Source organism: Bradyrhizobium amphicarpaeae (assembly GCF_002266435.3).
GTDB classification, from domain to species: Bacteria; Pseudomonadota; Alphaproteobacteria; order Rhizobiales; family Xanthobacteraceae; genus Bradyrhizobium; species Bradyrhizobium amphicarpaeae.
The window spans coordinates 2,120,343-2,146,478 of record NZ_CP029426.2; the positions used below are offsets into that span (position 1 = coordinate 2,120,343).

Sequence of the window (26,136 nt, forward strand, 5' to 3'; positions counted from 1 at the left end):
CCCCGGAAACCCGCCGCATGATGCCGGCGCACGAGACCTACGACGTCATTGTCATCGGCGCCGGTGCCGGTGGCATGACGGCCGCGGCCGTTGCCGCTGCGCAAGGCCTGCGCGTGCTGGTGATCGAGAAGACCGCGTTCGTCGGCGGCACCACGGCGTGGTCCGCCGGCATGGTCTGGATTCCCGCCAATGCCAAGCTGAAGGAGGTCGGGCTCTCCGACAGCGTCGCGGATGCCGTCCAATATCTGTCGGGCACGGTGCCCGGGCCCGTCAATGCCGGCTTGCGCGCCGCCTTCCTCGCGCGCGGGCCCGAGGCGATCGCCTGGCTCGAAGCCAATACGGAAGTTCGCCTCCAACCGGTCATGGCCTGTCCGGATTGCTATCCGGAGCGGCTGGGCGCAACGGCTGGCGGCCGCGTGCTGGAGCCGGTCGGTTTCGATGGCAGGCAGCTGGGTGAAGCTTTTGCACGATTGCGGCCGCTACCGCCGGAGTTCACGCCGTTCGGTGGGATGATGGTCGATCCTCTCGACGTCGCGCATTTGCGCAGCGTTGGAAAATCGCTGCGTTCGACCCTGGGCGCGGCACGGCTGGTCGCTCGCTATGCGCTGCAGCGGCTGCGCAGCCCGCGGGGAACGTCGCTGTATCTCGGCAACGCGCTTGCCGCGCGGCTCTACGCTTCGCTGCTGGCGCGGCGGGTCGAGGTTCTCTTCAACGCCGATGTCGAAGACCTCTCGATGCAGGGCGATCGCGTCGGCGGCGTGGTCATCCGCCATGGCTCGCGCGACCGGCCGATCGCAGCGCGCCGCGGCGTGGTGCTGGCGACCGGCGGCTTCTCGCACGATTCGAGCTTGCGGAAGCGCTGCTTCCCGGCGGCGGCTGGATTCGTTTCGGCGGCCAACCCTTCCAGCACCGGCGATGGGATTCGGCTCGCGGCGACCGCAGGTGCCGCGCTCAACACGGACGCGACCAGCCCGGCCTGTTGGGTGCCGGCTTCGCTGTTCCGCCGCGCCGACGGCAGCCGCGGCGTGTTTCCGCACATGGCCGATTGCGCCAAGCCGGGCGTGATAGCGATTAACGCAGCGGGCCGGCGTTTCGTCAACGAGGCGGCGTCCCACCACGAATTCGTGCTGGCGATGCTGCGCGAGAGCAATGGTAAGCCGGACCGGCCGTTCTATTTGCTCTGCGACCGCCGGTTCCTGTGGGCCTACGGTCTCGGCCGCATCAAGCCGTTCACGCGGCGTTATCGGCGCTACGTGGCGAGCGGCGAGTTGATCGAGGCGCCCGATCTCGCAGAGCTCGCGGTGAGGATCGGCGTCGAACCGCCGGTGCTTGCGGCGACGATCGCGAGCTACAACGAAGGCGCAGGAGAAGGGCGCGATCCTGAATTCGGCCGCGGCAGCACGGTCTATCAGCGCCATCTGGGCGATATCGGGCACAAGCCCAACCCTTGCGTTGCGCCGATCCTCCGCGCGCCCTTCTTTGCCATGCGCATCTACCCGGCCGATCTCGGCACAGCGATCGGCGTGCAGGTGGACGCGCAGGCCCGCGTGCTGCGCGCGGACGGTACGCCGATCGCGGGTCTCTACGCCTGCGGCAGCGACATGGGCTCGATCATGAATGGGAATTATCCGGCGCCGGGGATCATGCTCGGGCCGGCGCTGACGTTCGGGTACATCGCCGGGCGGCATCTGTCGGAGGGAGCGGTGGCGGCGACGGCCGCCGCGAGCGCATCTGCCTGATCGTTGCCATCGCCATATCCACGTCGTTGCGAGCGCAGCGACTCCTCGCAATGACGGGGATAGAGTAGTGCCGCGCCGCAGCTACTCCGCCGCCGTCGCAAAGCGGCTGTTCTCCAGCTCCGCTTCCAGCCGCGCCGTCTCGGCCGCTGCCAGCTTGACGTTGGCTTCCTTGACGTGACCGAAGCCCCGGATCGTCTCCGGCACGCGGGCGAGCCTTGCCAGTAGCGGGATCTGCTCCGCCTTCAGCGCAGCGACGCGCTGGTCGATCATGCCGAGATAATCCGCCACCAGTTTGCGCTCTGTCCGGCGCTCCTCGGTGCGGCCGAACGGATCGAACGCGCCGCCGCGCAGGAATTTGAGCCTGGCGAGCACGCGGAAGGCATGGATCATCCAGCCGCCGAATTCTTGCTTCTGGAGATGCCCGGTGGTCTTGTCGCGCTTGGCGAAGATCGGCGGTGCGAGGTGGTATTTCAGCTTGAAATCGCCGTCGAACTTCTCCGACACCTTTCTGGCGAAGCTGCCATCGGTGTAGAGCCGCGCGACCTCGTATTCGTCCTTGTACGACATCAGCTTGAATAGGTTCTTCGCGACCGCCTCGGTCAGTTCCGTGGAGGAGGGCGAGGCCGCGCTCTCCGCCTTCCGCACCTTGATCACAGCCGCGAGATAGCGGTCGGCATAGGCCTTGTCCTGATAGCTCGTCAAAAACTCGGCGCGGGTCGCGATGATGTCGTCGAGGGACTTGGTCGGAGCGGACGCGCGGCTCTTGAACTGCAGCACGCTGCGCACCCGCGACATGTCGTGGGCGGCCAGCCGCCCCCAGGTGAAGGCGAGCTTGTTCATTTCGATGGCGGCGCCGTTGATCTCGATGGCGCGGAGCAGCGCCTCCAGCGTCAGCGGAATCGCGCCCTTCTGGAAGGCGAAGCCGAGCATGAAGGGGTTGGTGGCAATGCTGTCGCCCATCAGCGCTGCGGCGATGGCTGTGGCATCGATGATATCGAGGTTCTTGTCGCCGACGGCGTCGCGCAGCACGGTCTGCATCGTACCCATCTCGAAATCGAGATCGGGGTTTTGCACGAAGCTCGCGGTCGGCTGCAGATCGGCGTTGATGTAGGCTTTGGTCACGCCGCGCTCAGCGCGGCTCAGCGCGGAGGGGCCGGCCGAGACGATCATGTCGCAGCCGAGGATGACGTCAGCGCCGCCGGTGGTGATGCGGACCGCGGAGATATCTTCAGGCCTCCGTGCGATGCGCACATGGCTCATCACCGCGCCGTTCTTCTGCGACAGGCCGGTGAAGTCGAGCGCCGAGCAGCCGCGGCCGTCGACATGGGCGGCCATGCCGAGCAGCGCGCCGATGGTGATGACGCCGGTGCCGCCGATGCCGGTGACGAGGATGTTGTAGGGTGCGTCCAGTTCGCGCGCGGGTGGTAGCGGCAAATCTGCGAACAGCTGGCCGGAATCGACCGCCGAGGTCTTCATGCGCTTGAGCGAACCGCCGTGCACGGTCACGAAGCTCGGGCAGAAACCCTCGACGCAGGAGAAGTCCTTGTTGCAGTTGGACTGGTCGATCTGGCGCTTACGGCCGAACTCGGTCTCCAGCGGCTGCACGGAGACGCAGTTCGAAGCCTGCGAGCAGTCGCCGCAGCCTTCGCAGACCAGCTCGTTGATGAAGGCGCGTTTCGCGGGATCGGGATAGAGCCCGCGCTTGCGGCGGCGGCGCTTTTCAGCGGCGCAAGTCTGGTCGTAGACGATGACCGAGAGACCCTCGACGTCGCGCAGTTCGCGCTGCACGGCATCGAGCTCGCGACGGTGATGGATGGTCGCGCCTTGCGGGAAGTAGTTGCCTTGCGGGTACTTGCCCGGATCGTCCGAGACGATCGCAAGACGCTTGACGCCCTCGGCCCAGACCTGATGCGCGATCTGCGCGACGTTGAAGGCGCCTTCGGCGGGCTGCCCGCCGGTCATCGCGACGGCGTCGTTGTAGAGGATCTTGTAAGTGATGTTGATGCCGGCCGCCGAGGCGGCGCGAAGGGCGAGAAGCCCGGAATGGGTGTAGGTGCCGTCGCCGAGATTCTGGAAGATGTGCTTCTCGTTGGTAAATGGCGACTGGCCGATCCAGTTCACGCCCTCCGCGCCCATGTGCGAGATCAGATCGGTGCGGCGGGTCGGCATGCTCAGCGCCATGCCGTGGCAGCCGATGCCGGCCATGGCGCGGCTGCCCTCGGGGACGCGCGTCGAGGTATTGTGCGGGCAGCCCGAGCAGAAGAACGGCGTGCGTGCGAGCTTGATCTGGGTGCTGGTGGTGACCGGATTGTCGAAGGCCTCCAGCCGCGCGAGGCGCTGCTCCAGCACAGGGCTGTGATGGCCGAGCTTGCGCAAGCGCGCCACCAGCGCGCCGGCGACGATGGTCGGCGTCAGCTCGCCCTCGCTCGGCAGCAGCGGTGCGCCGCGCTCGTCGCGCTTGCCGGTGACGGTCGGGCGCTTCGACGCATCGATGTTGTAGAGGATGCGCATCAGCTGGTCTTCGATGAAGCCGCGCTTCTCCTCGACCACGAGCACGTCCTGTAGCCCTTCGGCGAAGCGCTTGGCGCCGCTTTCCTCCAGCGGCCAGGTCAGCGCGACCTTGTAGATGCGCAGGCCCAGATCCTGCGCGTCCTTGTCGGTGATTCCCAAGTCGGCGAGCGCCTGGCGGAGGTCGAGATAGGCCTTGCCGGTCGCGACGATGCCGAGCCGCGCCGGCTTTGAATCGAGCACGATGCGGTCGAGCTGGTTGGCGCGGGCGAAGGCCTGTACCGCGGCCATCTTCGGCCCGAACAGGCGCCTCTCCGCTTCCAGCGGCGGATCAGGCCAGCGGATGTTGAGGCCGCCGGGCGGCATCTCGAAATCGTCGGGCAGCACGATCTTGATGCGCTCAGGGTCGCTGTCGATCGAGGCCGAGCTTTCCACGGTCTCGCTGATCGCCTTGAAGCCGACCCAGCAGCCGGAGAAGCGCGATAGCGCGAAGCCCAAGAGGCCGAGATCGAGATAATCCTGCAGCGTCGCCGGATTGATCACGGGGATCAGCGCCGCCGCGAACACCTGCTCGCTCTGATGCGCCAGCGTCGAGGACTGGCAGCCGTGGTCGTCACCGGCGAGCGCGAGCACACCGCCGTTGAGCGAGGTGCCGGCCGCGTTGGCATGCTTGAGCGCATCGACCGAGCGGTCGACCCCGGGGCCCTTGCCGTACCAGACGCCGAACACGCCATCGACCTTGGCGCCGGGAAACAGCCCGACCTGCTGGCTGCCCCAGACCGCGGTGGCCGCCAGATCCTCGTTCAAGCCGGGGACGAAGGCGATGTCGTGCTGGGCGAGGTGCGACTTCGCGCGCCACAACGCGTGGTCGTACATGCCGAGCGGGGAACCGCGATAGCCCGAGATAAATCCGCCGGTGTTGAGGCCCTGGAGCCGGTCGCGTTCGCGCTGCAACATCGGCAAGCGGACCAGGGCCTGTGTGCCGGACAGGAAGATCCGCTTCGATTCGAGCCGGTATTTATCGTCCAGCTCGACCTGCAACAGCGTCATTTCGGGGATCCTTGTTGTCCTGGTCCGGCGAGGGATTTTGCGCCGCGGGAGGCTTGCGGCTTTGCGAAGCGGAAGAGCGCAGTCAAGAGCATGGGCCGGCGAAGTCAATACGGCTAGCCGCATCCGTGGCGCTCCTGCTAGTCATGGCTTGCTAGCGGAGAACATCATGGCTGCAGATGCATTCGAGACCGAGATCGCCGAGACGGCCGAGGCCCTGATCGGGCCCTGGCGCCAACCGCGTCAGATGCTGCAGGCGCAAACCTACGACGCGCACGCGTCCATTCACGACGACACCACCGCGCAGAAGCTCGGCTTCAAGGGCGGCACCATCGAAGGCCCGACGCATTTCAGCCAGTTCGCCCCGCTCGGCGCGCGTCTGTGGGGACAGGCCTGGTTCGAGACTGGCTGCCTGTCCGCGCATTATCGCAGCGTTTGCTATGAGGGTGAGGAGGTGCAGGCGATCCTGTCGAAGCCGCTGCCCGGGACAAGCCAGTGCCAGATCCAGATGGTCAAGCGCGACGCCACCGAGGTACTGCGCGGCACGGCCTCCGTTGGCGAACCGCATGCAGCGACTGCGCTGGAGGCCCGCCTCGCCGAGCTCAAGCCGCTCGCCGACCCCGTGATCCTGCGCGACGTCAAGGTGGCGCATACCGGCAAGCGGCAGACCGTCCGCATGGCGTTCGATCAGACCATGGGCGACCTCTATCCCTTCTCGCTGCGGCAGAAGCTCGCCGTCATCACCGAAAACTCGCCTTATTACTCAGGCGCCGACAATCCGTGGGGCAGGGCCATCATCCCGATGGAGATGCTGAGCGTGCTTTTCCAGTACCGCTCCAAGGACGATCCGCTGCCGGCCAAGGGGCCGGCCGTCGGCTTGTTCGCCGATCAGGAGATCCGGCTGATCAAGGGCCCGCTCTTCGTCGATGAGGACTACGAGGTCGAGCGCGAGGTGGTCGCGCTCTCCGGCAGCCGCCGCACCGAAAGTGCCTGGGCCAGGACGCGCGTTTTCGACAAGGCGGGTGCGGTGGTGGCGACCATGCTGCTCAACATGGCGACGCTGAAGGATTCCTACGCGCCGTATGAAGAGGAGTATCGGCGGCTGTATGGATGAGTGGGCGCGGGCTAGCGCTGACACCGAGGCGCTGACCAATTGCGCAGTGGAATTCAACTTCAGAGGGCGTTAGGATCGACCGGTACCTGTTACGGGAGTTGGCCATGACGGAAGCCATGAAACCTTCTGCGGACACAGGCAGGCCGCCGACGGTCAAAGACATCGTGACGTTCCTCTTGGCGTTCTTTGGTCAGGAGTTGAAGCCCGGGGCCGCCGTCCAGCCCACGACGGATATCAGGACAAAGCTAGGCTTGTCCGACGCCGATTGGACGGCGTTTGCAGACAGGATCAATGCGCATCCGCCGATCCAGGCGGCCCGCTTGAGCATTTCCCGCGGGCAAATGATCAATGCACGTTCCGTCGTCGACATCGCCAATATCATGCTTGCCGGTTTCGGCGAGAAGCCAAGGACCCTTGCAGTTCCGGCCCAGCCCGGTCGCCGGAAGGCTGCCAGCAAAGGACGGCCCGCTCTGGAACGGAACATGGAATTCCGGGGGCCGGGCGGCGATATGTCTTTCCTTGAAGAGTTGTTGAGGGCGGATAGCGCGAAAACCATTGTCGAGAACGCGCCCATCGAGGTGGAGAAGGCGCCTCCAGCCCCTCGCGATCTGCCGCAGGCCAAGGCCGGCGACGAGAAGGCGGCGCCGGGGCACGAGGAAACGGGTGCAGGCGATTCTGCGTCGTTCTTTTTCGCGCTGGAGAGCAAGCCCACGTCGGGTCGCAAGACCGTGCAAGGCAACGAGGTCTTGTGGGGTGAAGAATTCGATCTCCTCTTTCTCTACGGTCGCTTGACCGACAATGCGTTCGCCGTTGTCGACGGCGCCCGCGGATTGGAGGCAGTGAAGCAGGGGAAGGTCGCACTCGGCGTCGAAGTCATCCCGAAAGGTCTGACGCTCGCAAAGGGAGGCGCATTCAGGCTGGTCGAGATCAAGGACGGCAAGCTCGTCGGAGAGCCGCCTCGTTTCGAGTTGACGGCGCCGAAGCGGAGCGACGCGGAGCCTGGTCCGGCCGGCGCCTACGTTACGTTCACGGTCAATGGGGCTGCGATCTATACTTTCTTTCTCGAGCTTCGCTTGACTGACAAGCTATCGGACAGCCCGGCTCCTCCTCGAACGATAAATCTCGATCTTGAGCACGTGACAGCGAGCGCCAATGTCGAGCCGCGATATGCTCGGTTCACTATCCGTAAGAGAGGCGGACCTTGGCAGGTCTACGGATCAATACGGAACGGGGACGACGAACTCCTGCCCGACGATACGACGATCATCAACGAAAGCAGTCTCGATACCGTCTATAGGGAAAGCATTGTCCCGGTCCTGAGGAAGGTTGCCGACGAAACGGCATGGAAGTTCGTGGGCGACGATCTGAAATTGCCGGCGGAACACGATGCGGCGGCCCGAGCTTGCATGCAGAAGACCATGACCATTGGATATCGGCTCTACCGGCGGTTTTCGGAGGATCCGGTCTTCAAGAAGATGGTCGACATGATCGAAGCGCTTCCTGACGGATCGAAGATCACCATCACGACGGATCGCGAGGTTTTTCCTTGGGAAATGTTTTATCCCCTGCACTACGTCGATGACGACGTTCCGGCGAATTTTCAGCCCAGCAGGTTCTGGGGCAACCGCTTCCTGATCGAATCGCTTCTGTTGCCAACGTCGCATGATGAAAAGATCCCCGCGCGCCGGCAGCAAGTCGGGCCATTATATGTGAGCATGGGACTGAACCGCGGGATCGACGCCGAGGCACCGTGGGCGGGTCGAGAGCCTTTGCCGGTCGACGTTCAGCACACATTCTTCAACAAAGATCTGAAGGGCCGCGGACGCTATTGCGAACAGTACGACGACATCGTCAAGAATATCCGCGATGCCGATCCGGCGAGCGTGATCTACTTCTTCTGTCACGGCACGGCGAAGGAGCTCAAATTCGACAACACGGAGCGCCGGCTGGTCGCAGACCATCTGGACGGAGGGGAGAACTATCCGGGGTGGCCGCTGGTATTCATCAATGCCTGCGACGCCGGCGATCTCTCGCCTCTCTCGTTCTATTCATTCCGCACGGAATTCCGCAAGCGCAAGGCGGCCGGGCTGATTGCGCCATGCTTTCCGGTGCCGACGATGTTCGCCGCGATGTTCGCCAAAAGATTCCTGGCTGCTTATTGCGAGCGGCAATCGGTCGGGGCGACACTGTTCAACATCCGTCGCGAACTGATTGCGAGGAACAACCCATTAGGGCTGTGGTATTCGCTACAGTGCCCGCTGGATCTCAAGGGGCCGGAGGCATAGATGTCCCAGAAGCGCGTGACTCTCATCGTCAGCGACCTGCACATGGGAGACGGCGGGGCGGGCGACGATTTCGTCGACGACCGGCATCAATTCGCGACGTTCCTTCGCGCCCAGGCGGCCAGGCCGGAAGGGCGTGCCGGCGAGGTCGAACTGATCATCAACGGCGATTTCCTCGAAATGGTGCAGGTGCTGCCTGACGCCTACAAGGGGAACCCCTCGGACGCCTGGTGCTCGGAAACGGAATCGGTCGAGAAGCTCGAATGCATTCTGAAGGGGCATCCTCTTGTCTTCGACGCGCTCGCGGAACTCCAAGCGGCCGGCAATCAGGTCACGCTGTTTCCGGGCAACCACGACGTCGACCTCTATTGGCCGGAGGTCAGGGCAAGGCTTCAGACGAAGGTCCCCGGCATTCGGATCGAGAACGAAATCGTCTACACGCGGTACGATGACAGACTCCGCATCAGCCATGGTCACCTGCTCAAGAGCATCGATCCGGCCAACGGGTTCGAGCATCCCGATCATCCGATCGTCAACACGAACACCCCGCCACGTCTCGAGATCTGTCCTGGGACGCTCTTCATGGTCAAGTTCGTGAATCTGATGGAGGCGAAGTATCCCTTCGCGGACAATCTCAGCCCGGTGACGGCCCTGATCAGAATTCTCGCGCGAGAAGACCGCTGGGGACTGACCTCGCTCGCGTGGATGTTCACACGGTTTGCCGCGCGATATCCCTCGGCCCTGCTCGGCGAAGGGACGTCGCAGGGGCAGGTTGGAGCGCAGTTGCTGAACGCAATTCAGGGCGACCGATACCTGCGGCAGGACATCGCCGCTTTCTGCAAGGAACTGCTCGGCCGCGAGGTGACCGAAGCCGACATTCGGCGACAATTGTCGACGGAGGACGCCGTTGCGGACCTTATTGGAGAGTTCTTTCGTGCCGATCCCACCTTGGGCAAATGGGTGTCGATCTTCGACGGCGCGAAGCCCGGAACGTTGGGCGAGGCGGGTGGCGGGACATTGTCGATCGTGGAATCCGGCAACACGGATGCGCGCGGGGCCTGCACGGAGATCGCCCGGAATTATTGCAATGCCGGAGCCCAGGTCTTCGTCCTCGGTCATACGCATCTGCCTCAACAGATGTCGTTTGGCGCGAGCCGGTACTACAACCCCGGCTCATGGACCCGTTACGTCGAGGATACGTCGAAGCTGACGCTGAAGATGCTCGAGGATGAAACTGCGTTTCCGTATGAGCTGAATTGCGTCCGGGTTGAGGACGGCGGCGCTCCGCTTCTGAAGAGCGAGATGATCACGGTCGAGAAGCGTCGCTGAGCGCGTGGTGAGGCACATGCGATCTGCTGGCCGCCGGGCCGGCTCGCTGATGCAGGCCGAACGCGAGCGGCGGAATTCCGCACAAGCTTTGAGCAATTGCACCTCGTCAAGCCGTCGCACAGCCAATGAGCAGGCGCGGGCGTGCGGGATAACCTTTTGAGCGGGTTGCGAATTCTTCTGCGACCGCGAAGCTGCTGCAATTGTACACAATGGCACGGCGCTTGCAGAACTCTTGCAAAGAGAGTTCTCGCGAGGGGCTAGCGTCATGCTGAACTCGGGCAAGCCGACACTGGGCGTCATCAGCGCCGAGCCGGAGCCGATCAAGCTCGACTGGCTGAGTACCGCGCTTCTCATCATCGACATGCAGCGCGACTTCATGGAGCCCGGCGGCTTCGGCGAGACGCTCGGCAACGACGTCAGCCAGCTTGCGCGCGCGGTGAAGCCGATCGGCGCGGTGCTCACGGCGGCGCGCGACACCGGCATGCTGGTGATCCACACGCGCGAGGGCCATCTGCCTGATCTCTCCGATGCGCCGCCTGCCAAAGTCGAGCGCGGCGCGCCGAGCCTTCGTATCGGCGATCCCGGCCCGATGGGCCGCATCCTGATCCGCGGCGAGGCCGGCCACGACATCATTCCCGAGCTCTATCCGCTCGACAGCGAGATCGTGATCGACAAGCCCGGCAAGGGCGCGTTCTACGCCACCGAGCTTACGGACGTGCTGGAGAAATACGGCATCGAGAATCTGCTGGTGTGCGGTGTCACGACTGAGGTGTGCGTCAACACCACGGTGCGCGAGGCCAATGACCGCGGCTACCGCTGCGTTGTCATGTCGGACGGCTGCGCGTCCTACTTCCCCGAGTTTCACGAGATGGGCCTGAAGATGATCAAGGCCCAGGGCGGCATCTTCGGCTGGGTCGCGAGCTCAGCTGCGGTCCTGGAGGCAATGAAGGTTTCGACCACATAGGGGTATTGTCATGAGCACACTGACGGGGACAGCCGGCAAGTCAGAACTGAACAAGTCCGAGTTCAAGCCGGTACTATGGACATCAGGCGACTGGAACGCGTTCTTCGGCTTCGGCACCAACATCCTCGTCAACATGCTGGTGCTCACCGGCCTGTTGCGCTTCGTCTTGAAGATGCCGGACAGTCTCGTGTTCGGCCGCATCCTGCCCGCGCTCGGGCTGATGATGTGCCTCTCGACCTTCTACTACGCCTACCTCGCCTATCGCCTGGCGCAGAAGACCGGTCGCAACGATGTCTGCGCGCTGCCCTCGGGCGTCAGCGTGCCGCACATGTTCATCGTCACCTTTGTGATCATGCTGCCGATCACGATCAAGACCGGTGACCCGCTCAAGGGCTGGTCGGCCGGCCTCGTCTGGGTGTTCTTCCAGAGCTTCATTCTCATGATCGGCGGCTTCATTGCGCCACTCATCCGCAAGATCACGCCGCGCGCGGCGCTGCTCGGCACACTCGCCGGCGTTTCCGTCACCTTCATCTCAATGCGGCCGGCGTTGGAGATGTACATGACGCCGCAGATCGGTCTGGTCTGCTTCGCCATCATCCTGGTGAGCTGGTTCGGCGGCGTGAAATACTGGCGCGGCATTCCCGCGGGCCTCGTCGCGATCGCGGCCGGCATGATCATCGCCTGGGGCTCGAACCTGTTCGGGCTCGGTCTCGGCGGCCTGAGCGTGAAGGGCGTCGGCGATGCCTTCGCCAATTTCGGCTTCTCGGTGCCGATTCCCGCCGTGGGCTACGTCTTCTCCGGCTTCGAATTCCTCGGCATCATTCTCGTCACCGCCATCCCGTTCGGCATCTACGACCTCGTCGAAGCCATGGACAATGTCGAGAGCGCGGAAGCGGCCGGCGATGAATATCCGACCACGCGCGTGCTCACGGCCGACGGCATCGTCAGCCTGATCGGCTGCCTGATGGGCAATCCCTTCATCAACGCGGTCTATATCGGCCATCCCGGCTGGAAGGCGATGGGCGGCCGCATCGGCTACTCGGCCGCGACCGGCCTCATGGTGATCGTGCTGGCCTGGTTCGGCATCATCTCGGTGCTGCTGGCACTCGTGCCCGTGGTCGCGATCTCGCCGATCCTGCTCTACATCGGCATGCTGATCGGCGCGCAGGCGTTCCAGACCACGCCGGTCAAGCATGCGCCGGCGATCGTGCTGGCGCTGACGCCGCATCTGGCCGCCTGGGCCAAGCTGCAGATCGACACCATGCTCGGCTCGACCATGAATGCGGCGGCCACCGTCGGCGGCATGGCGGCCGACAAGGCCGACGCCGTGAAGGCTGCCGCGATCGCCGCGCTGCCGCAGCAGGGCGTATTCTACCACGGACTCGAAGTGATGGGCGGCGGCTCCATCCTTGGCGGCCTCATCCTGGGTGCGATCGGCGTCTTCATCATCGAGCGCGATTTCGAGAAGGCATCAGGCTTCGCCCTGGTCGGTGCGATCCTGACCTATTTCGGCTTCATGCACGGCGAGGCCGTCGGCATCGGCGGCGGATTTGGCGTCACGCCCGCCGTCGCGCTGGCCTATGCCGCGATGGCCGCCGGCCTGTTCGCGGCCAGCAAGCTCGGCGCCAGCGAACACTATGCCGCGCATCCGGAGATGTCGGCCGCGCCGGCGGAGTAGGTCACGGCGCGAAATTCTGCAAAGCGGCCGGCAATCGCCGGCTGCTTTCGTCTCACGGCCGCACCGCCGGCGCCTCCATTGGCAGGCCGCGCGCCCGTGACATCAAATAGAGCTCGAGCGCGACCAGTTCGGGCGAGCCGTAATCGTAGGCCTGGGCGCGCACGCCGCTCATGCAGCTGCGCAAGCGTCGCTCCAGCGAACCCAGCGACTGCCATTCCAGGCGGTAGAGCGGATAGCCGGTCGGCTGTCCTTGCGTGATCGGCGCGCCCGCGAGGTGCTTGTCGAAATTGTCGTCATGGCAATTGGTGCAGGCGAGGTTGAGTTGGCCTTCGCGCTGCATGAAGAGGTCGCGGCCCTGTTCCACGAAGGGTTCTGCTTGCGGATCGTCGCCGGCGGTGATCGCGACGCCGCGCGATTGATGGGCGACGAAGGCGGAGAGCGCCAGGAGGTCGCGGCTCTCGTAGGGCAGGGGCGAAGCCTGCTGATGATTGGCGCGGCAGAGATTGATGCGCTGGTCGAGCGTGACAGGGCGACCGAGCGCCTTGTCGATGGCGGGATAGCGCGCCGCGACACCCTTCATGCTGCTGCGCGCATCGCCATGGCAATCCGCGCAAGCTTTCTCCGCGCTGCCGGTCTTCTTCGTCCAGAGCTGTTCGCCGTCGAGCACGAACAGCATGCCGGGATTTGAGGTGTCGTCGTCCTGCATGGCGCGCGTGTCGGGGCCCATGAAGGAATAGCCGGAGCGGCGCGCATCGGGCGGGATTTCACCGGCAAGCAGGGCAGGGGCCGCGGCAACCAGGGCCGCCGCTGCTATCGCACGCCAAACGCTCATTCGACAATGATCGATGCCGAGGCGGTTGACGAATAGCCGTTGTCACCGATCCATTCGAACTCGAACCTGCCACTCTCCTTGGCGACCGCGAAGAAGGACAGATAGGGATTGGCCGCGATTGCCGGAAACAAATCGGCGCGGAAGATCTCGGCGCCGTTGTAGCGGCAGGTGAAGCTCGTGATGATGTCGCGCGGCACCAGCTTGCCGTCCGCGGTGTGGCGGAAGCCTGTCTCCATGATGTGCGAGGTCAGCGTGCGGATCTCGATGATGTCGCCGCGCCTGGCCTTGGCGGGAACGTTGATGAGCGCGGCCATCAATTCATCTCCTCTGTGCAGGCGGCCAGCGTCACGACGACATCGACGGCGACCTGCCAGAAACTGTCGTCGGAGAGGCGGGCGATCGCCACCACCTTCTGGGTATCGGCGAGCCGGATTCGTGTCGCCACCTGGGCCCGGCCGGAGGAGGGGCCGAGATAGAAATTGCCAATGTTGGGCTGCGGGTTCTTCTCGTTGAAGACGTGGATACTCTTGACGTGGTCGTCAGCCGTCATCGGGCTTGCGACGGTGACCGTCATCGGCACGGTATTGCCGTTCTCGACCAGCGGCGGAATGTCGAGCTTGACCTTGCCGGTGCGAATCGGCGCTTCGCCGACGACATTGCGGATCGCGGTGTTGAGCATCGCTGGCGTCGCCTGTAGCGGACGCAGGGTGACGATCGGGATCGTCCCGGCGGCAGCGACGCCTCCGGCAAGGCTCAAAAATTGTCGTCGCGTGGTTGGCATGAACAGTCCTAGTCGCGAAGCGTTGCAAGAAAAGCCACGATGTCCTCGATCTCCGCGGCCGACAAGATCGGCTTGCCGGTAAAATTGCGCCCCACCCGCACAAGGTCGGCGTTGCGATAGTAGGACGGCATGATGGTCTCTGCGTTGAAGCGCGATGCATCGACCAGTCGAAGTCGCAACTGGCTTGCCGTCCACCGGTTCCCGGCGCCGGCGAGGTCGGGTGCGAGATCGCCCTGGAATCGCGTCTCGGGGAAGGGGCCGGAATGGCAGAGGATGCAGGTCGTGGTGCGCGCCAGCACCAGCGCGCGGCCGCGCACGGCATCGCCGGTCGTGCCGGTGAGCGATTGCGGGATGCCGTCGCCGACAATGCTGTAGGCGGCGAGTTCGTCCGCCTTGGCAGGCGAAGAGAGGGCCAGGCTCGCCGCGATGAATGCAGCGATCGCAAATATCGGAGGGCGTGCACGGTGCTGCCGCGAGCTCCAGTTGCCTCTCCCGCTTGCGGAAGGGGTCGAGCCGAAGGCGAGGGTGAGGGTTCTCTCTTCTTGGGGAGTATCGCAAGCGGAGGCACCCTCTCCCCAGCCCTCCCCCGCAGGCGGGGGAGGGGGCGCAGCTTGCTCGCGGCGACAGCTTGATCTCATCTCGTGCTAGCCAAAGGTGTCCGCCGTGATGGTTTGAAACCAGCGTTCGGCCTCCGCCGCCTCGCGCGCCCGGAGCTCGCGCGGCGCATCGACCGGGCTCGTCGCGCCGCCCTCAACTTCGGCGAAGATGTCGCCCTTGGGCTGGTAATTGCCCGCGAGCGAGAAGCCGTAGTCGGGCGCGACGGTGTTGTAGCAGACGCCGGTCAGCTGCGGCGGCTCCGGCGTGCGGCCGGCGAGCAAAGCGACGATCGCGGCAGCGCAGGCCTTGCCTTGCGCGCCGGCAGCGGAAGCCGATTTGGGAATGCCGCCCCCAAGGCAGGCATCGCCGATGACATGGATGTTCTTGACGAGTTTCGACTCGAACGTGACAGGATCGATCGGACACCAACCGGTCGCATCCGCCGCACCCGCAATCTCGGCGATATGTCCGGCGCGCTGTGGCGGAATGACGTTGGCGACGTCAGGGGTGTAGTTGCCGAACTCGGTGACGATCGTCATGGTCGCCGGATCGACCGAGGTGACGCGGCCGCCTTGCGACAGGCCGATCCGCTCGATCATGTCGCCGTACAGCTCCTTCCATGCCTTCTCGAACAGCCGCTGCTGGGAGAAACTGTCCTTGGCGTCGAGCACCAGAACCTTTGACCGCGGCTTCTTCGCCTTCAGATAATGCGCGATCAGGCTGGCGCGCTCGTAAGGCGCGGGCGGGCAGCGCGAGGGATTGGCCGGGATTGCGATGGCGACTGTGCCGCCGTCGGCCATTGCCTCCAACTGCCTGCGCAGCAACAGCGTTTGCGCGCCCGCCTTCCAGGCGTGCGGCATTTTCTCCGATGCGGCATTGTCATAGCCGGGCAGCGCTTCGAAATGGAAGTCGATGCCGGGCGAGAGCACGAGACGGTCATAGGGCAGCGCGACGCCGTCATTCGTCACGACGCTGCGCCGCTCCGGGTCGATCGTGGTCACGGCCTGACCGATGACCGTGACGCCATCGGCGGCAATCCTGTCGTAGCCGAACTGCTGCGCCTCGATGTCGCGAAGGCCCGCAATCACCGCGTTGCTGAAGGGGCAGGACGTGAAGACCGCGTTGGGCTCGATCAGGATCACTTGCATATTTTTCTGCGCGCGCTTCAGCGCGCGGGCGCAAGCCGCGCCGCCGAATCCGCCGCCGACCACGACGACACGTCCTGCAGATTGCGCACGCAGCATCGATGGCCGCGCCAGCGTTGCGGTTGCCGCGGCGATGCCGAGCACGGCATCGCGCCGTGTCAGCGGGCGCCTTTTCATCGGGATCATCCAGCAAAATGCCGCGGCGGCCGCAATGGCCGCCGCAGCTGCTCTCAGGCGAAGGTGATGTTCTGGTCCCGCAGCGGCATCGAGCGGATCCGTTTGCCCGTCGCTGCGAAATACGCATTGAGCACCGCCGGCGCTGCGACGCCGATGGTTGGCTCGCCGACGCCGCCCCAGAACCCGCCGCTCGGCACCATCACCGATTCCACCTTCGGCATCTCGTTGATGCGCATCGAATTGTAGGTGTCGAAGTTGGTTTGCTCGATCTTGCCGTCCTTGACGGTGCAGCCACCATAGAACAGCGCCGAGAGGCCGTAGACGAAGGAGCCCGCGATCTGCCGCTCCACCTGGGCCGGGTTGACGACGTAGCCGGGATCGGTGGAGGCGACGATGCGAAGCACCTTGATCTTGTTGCCGTCGGTCACCGAGATTTCGGCGGCGCCGGCGACATAGCTGCCATAGCCCATGACTTGGGCGATGCCGCGATAGACGCCCTGCGGCGCCGGCGTGCTCCAGCCGATCTTCTCGGCGACCGCATTGAGCACCGCGAGGTGCTTGGGGTGCTTGCCCATCAGCTTGCGGCGGAACTCGAGCGGGTCCTGGCCTGCGGCCTGGGCCAGCTCGTCCATGAAGCACTCCATGTAGATCGCGTTGTGATTGACGTTGACGCCGCGCCAGAAGCCGGGCGGGACGTGCGGGTTGCGCATCGCGTGCTCGACCAGCAGGTTCGGCACCGAATAGCCGAACGCAGCTTCGCCGGATTGGGCGACGCCCTGGAAGGCAGCGGGGTCCATGCCGTTCTGCAGCGCTTCGGGGCGCAGCGAGAACAGGATCGACTGCCCGGACAAGCGGTAGTGCAGCGCGACCAGATTGTTGTCGGCATCGAACGCGCCGGTCATCTTGCATTGGGTGATCGGGTGATACCGGCCGTGCGCCATGTCCTCTTCGCGCGACCACAACAGCTTGACCGGCGTGCCCGGCATCTCTTTGGCGATCATGACGGCCTGGCGGACATAGTCGGTCTGGCCGCGCCGGCCGAACCCGCCGCCGGGCATGACCTTGTGCACGTCGCATTTGTCCGCCGGCAGGCCGGAGGCCTCGAGCACCGCTGCGAACGCGGCCTCGCCATTCTGCGTGCCGCACCAGACCTCGCATTTGTCCGCGGTGTAGAGCGCGGTGGCGTTCATCGGCTCCATCGTGGCGTGGTTCTGGTAGGGATAGGCGTAGACGGCCTCGACCTTCTTGGCCGCACTCGCAATCGCCGCCTTGGCGTCGCCGTTCTTGTTGCCGACATAGGCCGGCTGGTCGTTGTTGAGGCCTTCGGCCAGCCACTTCGCAATGGACTCGCTGGAGACTTTTGCGTTGTCGCCCTCGTCCCAGACGATCGGCAGCGCATCCAGCGCGGTCTTGGCGTGCCACCAGGTGTCGGCAACGACCGCGACCGCGGTATCGCCGACCTTGACGACCTTCTTGACGCCTTTCATGCCGGCGATCTTGGCTTCGTCAAAACTCTTCAGCTTGCCGCCGAACACCGGGCAGTCCTTGATCGCGGCGTTCAGCATGCCCGGCAGCTTGACGTCGACGCCGTAGATCATGGCGCCAGTGGTCTTGTCGGCGGTGTCGAGCCGCTTCACGCCCTTGCCGATCAGCTTCCAGTCCTTCGGATCCTTCAGCTTGACCTCGGCCGGCGGCGTCAGCTTCGCGGCGGCCTCGGCGACTTTGCCATAAGTCGTGGTCCGGCCCGACGGCGTATGGGTGATGACGCTGTTCGCGGCCGCGCATTCGGAGACGGGAACCTTCCATGCGTCGGCCGCGGCCTGGATCAGCATCACGCGCGCGGTGGCGCCGCCCTTGCGGACATAGTCCTGCGAGGAGCGGATGCCGCGGCTGCCGCCGGTCGAGAAATCGCCCCAGACGCGCTTGCGGGCGACGCTCTGGCCGGGCGTCGGATATTCGGTCGTGACCTTGGTCCAGTCGCATTCGAGTTCCTCGGCGACGAGCTGGGCGAGGCCGGTCAGCGAGCCCTGACCCATCTCGGAGCGGGCGATGCGAATCACGACGGTGTCGTCAGGCCTGATTACGACCCAGGCGCCGATCTCGGGCGAGCCGTCGGCGGCGCGGACCGCGGCGGGCCCACCGAAGGGGATGTCGAGGCCGATGGCAAGGCCTGCGCCAAGCGTGGCGCTGCCGATGACGAAGGCACGGCGGTTCATTCTGGGAGAAACATGCTTGTTCATGGGGCGGCTCCTTACGCGCTTGCGATCGTGTGGATCGCTTCGCGCACCTGCTGGAAGGTGCCGCAGCGGCAGATATTGGTGATGGCCTCGTCGATATCGGCGTCGGTCGGCTTCGGCTTCTCGCTCAGCAGCGCCGCCACCGCCATGATCATGCCGCTCTGGCAATAGCCGCATTGCGGAACGTCCTGGGCGATCCAGGCTTCCTGCACCTTGTGCAAGGCATCGCGTGAGCCGAGCCCCTCGATGGTCGTGATTTTCTTGCCCTCGGCTTCGCTGACGGAGACGCCGCAGGAGCGGGACGCGACGCCATCGATGTGCACGGTGCAGGCGCCGCATTGTGCAATGCCGCAACCGTATTTGGTGCCGGTGAGACCGGCATTCTCGCGGATCGCCCAAAGCAGCGGCGTATCCGGCTCGACGTCGAGTGTGAAGGTTTTTCCGTTGATTGTTAGGTTTGCCATCGCAGTCCCCTGATTGGCCCAATCCACCGACTGAACTCAGAGGCGCAATGTGTCCGGCAAATTGGAACTGTTCAAATCAATAGTGCGAGGGGTGAAATGCAAAGAATTGCGATACCGAAGGAAGATTGTGGGGTGAGCGGTGTTTTGTCTCACCCCCATCATGGTCGATCCGATCGACTTTCCGCGGGCGCCAGTCCTCAGGCCTGAGGCGACACGCAGCTGTGAACGCGGGTTCCATGCGCTGTCTGGCCACGGCGACAGTTTGTCCCTTTTGCCGAGATGCAAGGCGCTCGTTGTTTGGTACACTGCGCCGACGCCAGAAGGAGTTCCATGAAATTGCCGAGTCCTAACGTGCTGATGCTGTACCCGCTGTTTTCCGCGGAATCCTTTTGGACCTTTGGCGAATCCTGCAAGGTGTTGGGCGTAAAGCGCCCGGCCGCCCCCTTGGGCCTGATCACGGTTGCCGCGATGCTGCCCGAAAGCTGGACGGTCCGGCTGATCGATTGCAACACGGCGGCCTTCAGCGACGAGGATCTGGCCTGGGCCGACGCCGTCTTCACCGGCGGGATGTTGCCCCAGCAGGCCGACACGCTGCGCCTCATCGAGATTTGCCGTGCCGCAGGCAAGCCGGTTGTCGTGGGCGGACCGGATCCGACCTCGAGCCCGCACATCTATGAACGGGCCGACTTCAGGGTGCTCGGCGAAGCCGAGAGCGTCATCGACGATTTCATCGCAGCCTGGGAAGGCGGCGCGCGGTCAGGCACCTTCACCGCACCGAAATTCCAGGCGGACGTGACCAAGACGCCGGTGCCGCGTTTCGACTTGCTCAAGTTCGAGGACTATCTCTATCTCGGCGTGCAATATTCGCGCGGTTGTCCCTTCACCTGCGAGTTCTGCGACATCATCGAGCTCTATGGCCGCGTGCCGCGGACCAAGACGATCGAGCAGATGTTCGTCGAGCTCGAGAAGCTCTATCAGATGGGCTATCGCGGCCATCTCGACTTCGTCGACGACAATTTCATCGGCAACAAGAAGTCGCTGCGGCAGTTCCTGCCGAAACTCGCGGAATGGCAGCGGAGCCACGGCTATCCGTTCGAATTGTCGACCGAGGCGTCGGTCAACCTCGCCGACGATCCGGAGCTTCTGGATCTGATGGGTGCGGCGAATTTCTTCGCCATCTTCGTCGGCATCGAAAGTCCGGATCCGGCGACGCTGGTCGCGATGCGGAAGAAGCAGAACACCCGGCGCAACATCGCCGAGAGCATCCACAAGATCTACGCCGCCGGCATGCTCGTCACCGCGGGCTTCATCGTCGGCTTCGACAACGAGAAGGTCTCCATGGCGGACGCCATGATAGACTTCATCGAGGAAGCCGCGATTCCCGTCAGCATGGTCGGACTGCTCTATGCCTTGCCGAACACGCAGCTGACGCGCCGCCTGGAGCGCGAAGGCCGGCTCCACACCGGCCACGATGTGGCGCCGACCATCGGCGCCGATCAGTGCACGGCCGGAATCAATTTCGATCCTTTGCGCCCGCTGCGCGACATCCTGATGGACTACAAGCGTGTGCTGGAACACGTCTACAGCCCGGCCGCCTATGCGGGACGCGTCGACCGCTTGATGACGCTGCTCGACCGTTCGCGGCAGCGCGACGAACTCGCGGAAGGGGATATCCGCGCCAAGCTTGGTGCGATGGAGACCGTGCATCGTGTCGTCTCCGCGCTTCCCGAAGCGCGCGGGCCGCTGTGGCAGACGTTCATGAACTGCGCCAAGCGCGACACGTCATCGGCGCGCATTGCGGTCCAGATGATCGCCGCCTATGCCCATCTCGGACCGTTCTCCCGCAAGGTCATTGCCGCCATCGACGAGCGACTGGCGGCGCTGGACGAGCAGGTGCCGAGTCCGGCTCTGGCTGCGGACGCGACCGAGGCTCGACATCTGGCCTGAGATCCGCAGCGCGATTGGAACCGGCCACAATGCAGTGATGCGCTGTCCGGCGTGCCGCCGGCTATCAAAGTGGCTGTCATGTGTGAGATCCCGGCTTGACAGCCGGACAACCTCAAGCTGATCCTTCATCGAAACGACACCGGGCCTGCTGCGATCTTCGGCGGCTGGACGTTCCGCGCGGGCATTTGGTCCGCGAGGCTCAGTGACCGTCTGCAATTGCGACCGACGTCATTGCCAGAAAAGCTTTAGCGGGGTTGAGCCATGTTCAAGAAGGTCATCCTCGGGTCGGTTGCGCTGATCGTCGTGGCGGTGCTGGTCTTCGCATATCTGCCTTCCTTCATCGCCGATTCCATCTACAAGAACGTCGACGACATCACCGATGGCGAAATGCCCGCCACCATCACGGCCTTTCAGTCGGGGCCGGACGTCGTCAGCACCATCGGTGGCAGCGGCGAGGGCTTGAACTGCAGCCTGCCGCGCTGGGCCAACATATTCTTCGACGGCGGCAGGGATTCCAACCAGAAGCGCCATCTCGTCCTGCAGCGCTTCAGGCAGGCCTGCGTCTTTCACGACCTGTGCTATCGCCATGGCCTTGCGACCTATGGCTATAACCAGAACGACTGCGACCGCATTCTGCAGAACGCGGCTTTTCGACTCTGTCTCTACATACGAAACGGCAATCAGGAGAGCAGTGCGGCGCGCTGTCAGACCGACTCCAAGATGGTTCTGGCCGGCGTGAGTCTCGGAGGATACGACGCCTTTCGCGGTTGGGACCGATCGACCTATTTCGAATTCGATTCCGACCCGTCGCGGTCGAACGGATTTCTGGTCAGTCGCGTGGTGGATCATCCCTTCAAGGCGATCGCGCCGGCCCAATACGGCAGCGATCCTGATCAGGTCATTCTCATGTTCGAGAACCTGCGCTCCAATCTAGCGGTGACCTGCATCACCTGCGCGAGCGTGCCCGTTCTCGACTGGACGACCGATCCCAATGCCGTCAGCGCCGAATTGCGCTCGGTCGGCGTGACGCGGCTGCCGGAAGCGCTGCTCAAGCGCGAGCCCATGCTGTCCGAGACCATGCCGGTCTGGTTGCCGCCGCGCCGCCGGCACGCGGCGCCGCATCTCCTGGTCGATGCAGCGGGCAAGGATCATCTGGTCTGGATGAGCCGGAATAATCCGCAGGACAGCATGTCCTGTATCGTCGGCGCCGATGCGGCGCACCTCCTCACCAATACGCTTCCGGCCCGGGATCTCTGCTCAGCCGACGCGGGCCCGTCGCTCAGCAGGGTGGAGGTCGACATGTTCGCGACCTCTCCGCTGCCGATGGAAGTGCCGGGAAGTCCGGATCTCATCTACGCGACGTCGATCAGCGCACAGAAGACAAAGGAGCAGCATCTGAGCTTCTGCTCCCGCTCTGCCTCCAGGAAGGTCGAGGAGTCCGACGGCGACGACCAGTCCAAATGCGTCACCTTCCCCGAACCGGAGGTTCGCAACGGCGCGGCGCTCGGTGCATTTCAGAACTTTCCGCTGGTTCGCGCCGGACGGCAGATCTATTTCGCGCGGGACATCGATCAGCGGACGGACTCGCCGCTGACAGCCGCCTGGCAGCGCGCCTTCGGCAACAGCTTTTCGCCCGACGGCGCCCTGCTCGTGATCGACGTTGCGCCGCCGCTCGCCGCCAAAGGGCCTCTTTCGGCCAAGCTGAAGAAGATCGTCCGCTTCAACATCGACGATCGCTTCGATCCGATGATGCCGATCACGCGCAAGGTGGACGATTTGCGTTTCCTGAGCCTCGAGGCGTCGAAGTCGAGTGTCCATCTTCGCACGATCGACTTCGCCAGGGACAACCCCTCGGTCGGCAATGCACGGCTGACGATGGGGAATGGTGACGTGGAACTGGACCGCTCGTGGGCGGAGAGGCCCGTGCTGGTGCTTGAGACCAGGGAGGCGCGACCGAGGACCAAGCTGGTGTTCTCGCGTGGGGAAATCGCGATCGAACCGGGCAAGCCGGAGGTGTCCCGCGCGACGACCGAAGTGTTGACGCTGCAAGCCCTGGTTTTCGAACGCGATGCCGCCGCGCCGTCGGATGCGCCGTTCGAGAAATCGGCCGGCGCGGCATGCCGGATCGCCTATGAGTTCGAGGCAAACCACACCGACTGGCCGTGCTATCGCGCCTTCGACCCCGACCGCACGATGCGGGCCTCGCCGGCGACGCGGATGCAGGCCTCCCAGACGCTGGTTGGGCGATTCGGCCAAGGCGGCGGTCATGGCCTCGCATTTCCCGATCTCTGCCTGAAGTCGGAGCCGATCATCCTGACGCCGCAAGGAGGCACGTTTGTGCCCCTGAGCGAGACTGCGGGCTGGAACGGCCCGCCAAGGCTGAAACGGACGATCAAATGCGAGCCGCTCGATGCCGCGGCCCTCGTGAGCCGTCCGATCGCGCAGAAGGTCCCATGAAGGGCGGTGCGCCGATCGAGGGCGCGAGCCTGTTCGGTCTACTTCACCGCCAGCCGCAGGAAGCTCATCACGCTGCCGAGTGCTGCGAAGCCGGCACCGAGCGCCAGCGCGACGGTTGCGCCGTCGTGGCCGGCGAGCCCGAAGCAGAGCGCCGCGAGGGCCGCCCCTGTCGTCTGTCCCGTCAGGCGCGCGGTCGCGACGATGCCCGAGGCGCTGCCGCTCCTGTGCGGCGGCGCGCTTGACATCACCGCCTTCATGTTCGGCGCCTGGAAGAAGCCGAAACCCATGCCGCAGATCACCATCCGCCAGATGATGTCGGCAATGGCGGGGTTGGCCGGAAGCGACGCGAGCAGCGCCATGCCGATGCCGAGCAGCACCAGGCCGATGCCGCCGAGCACGCCGACCGAATGGCGGTCGGACAGGCGCCCCGCGATCGGCGCCATGATGCCGACCACCAGCGGCCACGGTGTCATGAAGAAGCCGGTCTCGACCTGCGAGCGCCCGAGCACGTCTTCGAAATAGAACGGCAGCGAGACGAAGGCGAGGCCCTGTACGGCGAAGGAGCACACCGCGGTCGCGGCCGACAGTGCGAACATCGGCCGGCTGAACAGGTCGATCGGCAACATCGGCGCCGGGTGATCGGCGTGACGGCGCGTCAGGATGAAGCCGAGCACGAGGGCCGTGACCAGCTCGATGCCCACGACCAGCGGCGACAGATTATGCGCGGCGCTGCCGATGCCGGTGATGAACAGGCCGAGGCAGGCCGACGCCAGGATCGCGCCCAGAAAGTCGAACCCGTGATCGGCGCGCGGCGTTTTCGGCAGCATTGCAAAGCCAATCCCGGTCGCGACGAGGCCGAACGGGATGTTGACGGCGAACAGCCACGGCCACGGGCCGATCGCCAGGATCGCGGAAGCGATCGTGGGTCCGATGGTGAAGGCGGTCGCGACCACCAGCGCGTTGTGGCCAAAGCCGCGGCCGAGCATCCGTCCGGGATAGACGAAGCGCACCAGGGCCGTGTTGACGCTCATGATGCCGCTGGCCCCGAGCCCCTGCAGCGTGCGCGCGACCAGCAGGCTGTCCAGCGACCACGCCACCGCGCAGAGCAGCGAGGCGATGGTGAACAGGATCAGGCCGCCGAGATAGATGCGCTGGTGCCCGACGATCTCGCCGAGCGCGCCGAGCGGCAGCAGCGTCGCCACCAGCGCGATCTGGTAGACGTTGACCACCCAGACCGACTGCTCCGGCGAGACATGCAGATCGGCGGCAATGGCGGGCAGGGCGATGTTGGCGATCGCGGTGTCGAGCGAGGCCATCGCCAGCGCGGTGAAGATCGCGGCGATCGCCCAGCGCCGCTGCGCGCGCGGCAGGCCGTCAGCGGTGGTATGGTCGGGCTCGCGCGCGGCGGCAGGTAACGTGATTGTCATTGCCCTGGTGTCATTGCGTTCGCGCGTTGCCCCGGCGGCGATGCGATAGCGGAATTTGGCATGTACTACGGCTGGCTTCGCTTCCACAGGCATATGCCTGCATGCGGTGTATGCGTGAAGCTGAGGCGATGCCGGCTCACGCTGGCGTATGATCGCGCCGCTGCTGCAATTGTCAGGGGATCGCCATGCAAATCGTCGTTCTGCCCGGTGACGGCATCGGGCCCGAGATCACGACTGCGACATCGGGTGTGCTGCGCGCGGCGTCCGAGCGCTTCCAGCTCAATTTGCGCCTGGAGGAGCATGCGGTCGGGCATGCGAGCCTGAAGCTGTCAGGCACGACCGTGCGCCCCGAACTGCTCGACATCGTCCGCGCCGCCGACGGCCTGATCCTGGGCCCGACCGCGACCTTCGACTTCAAGGACGAGGCGCATGGCGAGATCAACCCGTCCCGGCACTTCCGAAAGAACCTCGACCTCTACGCCAATGTCAGGCCCGCGCGGACCTATCCGGGCAGGCCGGGCCGCATCGGTGATTTCGACCTCGTCGTCGTCCGCGAGAACACCGAAGGCTTCTACGCCGACCGTAACATGGAGCAGGGCAACGGCGAGATGCTGGTGACGCCCGATGTCGTGATCTCGCTGCGACGGATCACGCGCCTCTGCTGCGAGCGCATCGCGCACGCTGCCTGCCGTCTGGCGATGAAACGGCGCAAGCATCTCACAATCGTGCACAAGGCCAATGTGCTCAAGATCGGGGACGGCATGTTCCTCGACATTTGCCGCGAGGCCGCGAAGGCCTATCCCGGGCTCGCGGTCGACGACATCCTGGTCGACGCCATGATGGCGCATGTGGTCCGCAACCCGGATCGCTTCGACGTCATCGTCGCCACCAACATGTTCGGCGACATCCTGTCCGATCTCACGGCGGAGCTGTCCGGCAGCCTCGGCCTCGGCGGCTCGCTCAATGTCGGCGACCGCTACGCCATGGCGCAAGCCGCGCACGGCTCGGCGCCCGACATCGCCGGTCAGGACGTCGCCAATCCGGTCTCGCTGATCCTGTCGACGGCCTTGCTGCTCGCCTGGCACGGCGAGAGAAGCGGCGCCGTCCGCTACGAGGAGGCCGCACGCGCGATCGAGGCGGCGGTGGCGAAGGCGCTTGGCGAGGGCAGGGCGACGCGCGATGTCGGCGGCAGGCTCGGCACGATCGCGGCGGGGGCGGCGATTGCGGAGGCTCTCAGCGCGGGGTGAGCGAAATATTCTTTGGCCGCTCCATGCGAAATTCGAAAAACAACCCCATGCACAGTAGAACGCCCTTGATCAACAAGGGCTTTTCGAGCCGCCGCGCGAGCGCATTCGCAGTGGTGATCGGTTTGACACGTCGGGCAAAACAGCCGCGCAATGCTGATATGGTC

Annotated in this window: 18 protein-coding genes; 9 read left to right on the forward strand and 9 right to left on the reverse strand. The window is 64.8% G+C overall.

Features of this window, described 5'->3' with window-relative positions:
* The first annotated feature begins 17 nt into the window (after nucleotides 1–17).
* Nucleotides 18–1,739, forward strand: a complete 1,722-nt coding sequence (locus CIT40_RS09880; RefSeq protein WP_094892259.1) for an FAD-dependent oxidoreductase — start codon at nucleotides 18–20, stop codon at nucleotides 1,737–1,739.
* An 81-nt stretch (nucleotides 1,740–1,820) separates the two neighbouring features.
* On the opposite strand, the gene CIT40_RS09885 is transcribed toward CIT40_RS09880, so the two are convergent.
* Complete coding sequence (locus CIT40_RS09885; protein ID WP_094892260.1) at nucleotides 1,821–5,297, reverse strand: indolepyruvate ferredoxin oxidoreductase family protein; 3,477 nt, start codon at nucleotides 5,295–5,297, stop codon at nucleotides 1,821–1,823.
* 166 nt (nucleotides 5,298–5,463) lie between these two features.
* On the opposite strand from CIT40_RS09885, the gene CIT40_RS09890 reads away from it, so the two are divergent.
* The 5 genes from CIT40_RS09890 to CIT40_RS09910 all read left to right on the forward strand — a co-directional run bounded on the left by CIT40_RS09890 (nucleotide 5,464) and on the right by CIT40_RS09910 (nucleotide 12,661).
* The gene (locus tag CIT40_RS09890) at nucleotides 5,464–6,408 is read left to right on the forward strand and encodes a hypothetical protein (protein ID WP_094892261.1); all 945 of its coding nucleotides are present in this window, start codon (nucleotides 5,464–5,466) and stop codon (nucleotides 6,406–6,408) included.
* A 104-nt stretch (nucleotides 6,409–6,512) separates the two neighbouring features.
* Nucleotides 6,513–8,693 (forward strand): CHAT domain-containing protein, encoded by a 2,181-nt coding sequence (locus CIT40_RS09895; RefSeq protein WP_094892262.1) that lies wholly within the window; start codon nucleotides 6,513–6,515, stop codon nucleotides 8,691–8,693.
* Between the two features lie 177 nt (nucleotides 8,694–8,870).
* Complete coding sequence (locus CIT40_RS09900; protein WP_148667189.1) at nucleotides 8,871–10,019, forward strand: metallophosphoesterase family protein; 1,149 nt, start codon at nucleotides 8,871–8,873, stop codon at nucleotides 10,017–10,019.
* 265 nt (nucleotides 10,020–10,284) lie between these two features.
* Entirely contained in the window at nucleotides 10,285–10,983 is a 699-nt protein-coding gene (locus CIT40_RS09905) for a cysteine hydrolase family protein (RefSeq protein WP_094892264.1), read from the forward strand.
* A 10-nt stretch (nucleotides 10,984–10,993) separates the two neighbouring features.
* Nucleotides 10,994–12,661: a regulator gene (locus tag CIT40_RS09910; RefSeq protein WP_094892265.1), complete on the forward strand. Its 1,668-nt coding sequence runs from the start codon at nucleotides 10,994–10,996 to the stop codon at nucleotides 12,659–12,661.
* Nucleotides 12,662–12,713: 52 nt separating this feature from the next.
* On the opposite strand, the gene soxA is transcribed toward CIT40_RS09910, so the two are convergent.
* The 7 genes from soxA to CIT40_RS09945 form a co-directional block, all read right to left on the reverse strand.
* Nucleotides 12,714–13,493, reverse strand: a complete 780-nt coding sequence (soxA, locus tag CIT40_RS09915) for a sulfur oxidation c-type cytochrome SoxA (RefSeq protein WP_094892266.1) — start codon at nucleotides 13,491–13,493, stop codon at nucleotides 12,714–12,716.
* The gene (gene soxZ, locus CIT40_RS09920) at nucleotides 13,490–13,807 is read right to left on the reverse strand and encodes a thiosulfate oxidation carrier complex protein SoxZ (RefSeq protein WP_094892267.1); all 318 of its coding nucleotides are present in this window, start codon (nucleotides 13,805–13,807) and stop codon (nucleotides 13,490–13,492) included. Before soxZ ends, soxA begins: the two co-directional genes overlap by 4 nt.
* Nucleotides 13,807–14,274, reverse strand: coding sequence for a SoxY-related AACIE arm protein (locus tag CIT40_RS09925; RefSeq protein ID WP_094892268.1), 468 nt, complete (start codon nucleotides 14,272–14,274; stop codon nucleotides 13,807–13,809). Before CIT40_RS09925 ends, soxZ begins: the two co-directional genes overlap by 1 nt.
* Before the next feature lie 8 nt (nucleotides 14,275–14,282).
* A complete protein-coding gene (gene soxX / locus CIT40_RS09930; protein WP_094892401.1) occupies nucleotides 14,283–14,723 on the reverse strand; it encodes a sulfur oxidation c-type cytochrome SoxX in 441 nt (146 codons plus the stop codon).
* A 195-nt stretch (nucleotides 14,724–14,918) separates the two neighbouring features.
* Complete coding sequence (locus CIT40_RS09935) at nucleotides 14,919–16,202, reverse strand: NAD(P)/FAD-dependent oxidoreductase (protein ID WP_162307428.1); 1,284 nt, start codon at nucleotides 16,200–16,202, stop codon at nucleotides 14,919–14,921.
* A 44-nt stretch (nucleotides 16,203–16,246) separates the two neighbouring features.
* Nucleotides 16,247–18,433: a xanthine dehydrogenase family protein molybdopterin-binding subunit gene (locus tag CIT40_RS09940; RefSeq protein ID WP_094892269.1), complete on the reverse strand. Its 2,187-nt coding sequence runs from the start codon at nucleotides 18,431–18,433 to the stop codon at nucleotides 16,247–16,249.
* An 11-nt stretch (nucleotides 18,434–18,444) separates the two neighbouring features.
* Nucleotides 18,445–18,894 carry a (2Fe-2S)-binding protein gene (locus CIT40_RS09945; protein WP_162307429.1) on the reverse strand — a complete coding sequence of 150 codons (450 nt, stop codon included), beginning with the start codon at nucleotides 18,892–18,894 and terminating at the stop codon, nucleotides 18,445–18,447.
* A gap of 330 nt (nucleotides 18,895–19,224) precedes the next feature.
* Here CIT40_RS09945 and CIT40_RS09950 point away from each other — a divergent pair, with 330 nt between their 5' ends.
* Both CIT40_RS09950 and CIT40_RS09955 read left to right on the forward strand, forming a co-directional pair.
* Nucleotides 19,225–20,841 (forward strand): B12-binding domain-containing radical SAM protein, encoded by a 1,617-nt coding sequence (locus CIT40_RS09950; RefSeq protein WP_094892271.1) that lies wholly within the window; start codon nucleotides 19,225–19,227, stop codon nucleotides 20,839–20,841.
* A 261-nt stretch (nucleotides 20,842–21,102) separates the two neighbouring features.
* Nucleotides 21,103–23,298, forward strand: coding sequence for a hypothetical protein (locus tag CIT40_RS09955; RefSeq protein ID WP_094892272.1), 2,196 nt, complete (start codon nucleotides 21,103–21,105; stop codon nucleotides 23,296–23,298).
* Nucleotides 23,299–23,336: 38 nt separating this feature from the next.
* Here CIT40_RS09955 and CIT40_RS09960 read toward each other — a convergent pair whose 3' ends face one another.
* Complete coding sequence (locus CIT40_RS09960; protein ID WP_094892273.1) at nucleotides 23,337–24,725, reverse strand: MFS transporter; 1,389 nt, start codon at nucleotides 24,723–24,725, stop codon at nucleotides 23,337–23,339.
* 185 nt (nucleotides 24,726–24,910) lie between these two features.
* Between CIT40_RS09960 and CIT40_RS09965 the strand changes: the two genes are divergently transcribed.
* A complete protein-coding gene (locus CIT40_RS09965; RefSeq protein ID WP_094892274.1) occupies nucleotides 24,911–25,972 on the forward strand; it encodes an isocitrate/isopropylmalate dehydrogenase family protein in 1,062 nt (353 codons plus the stop codon).
* The last annotated feature ends 164 nt before the right edge of the window (nucleotides 25,973–26,136 follow it).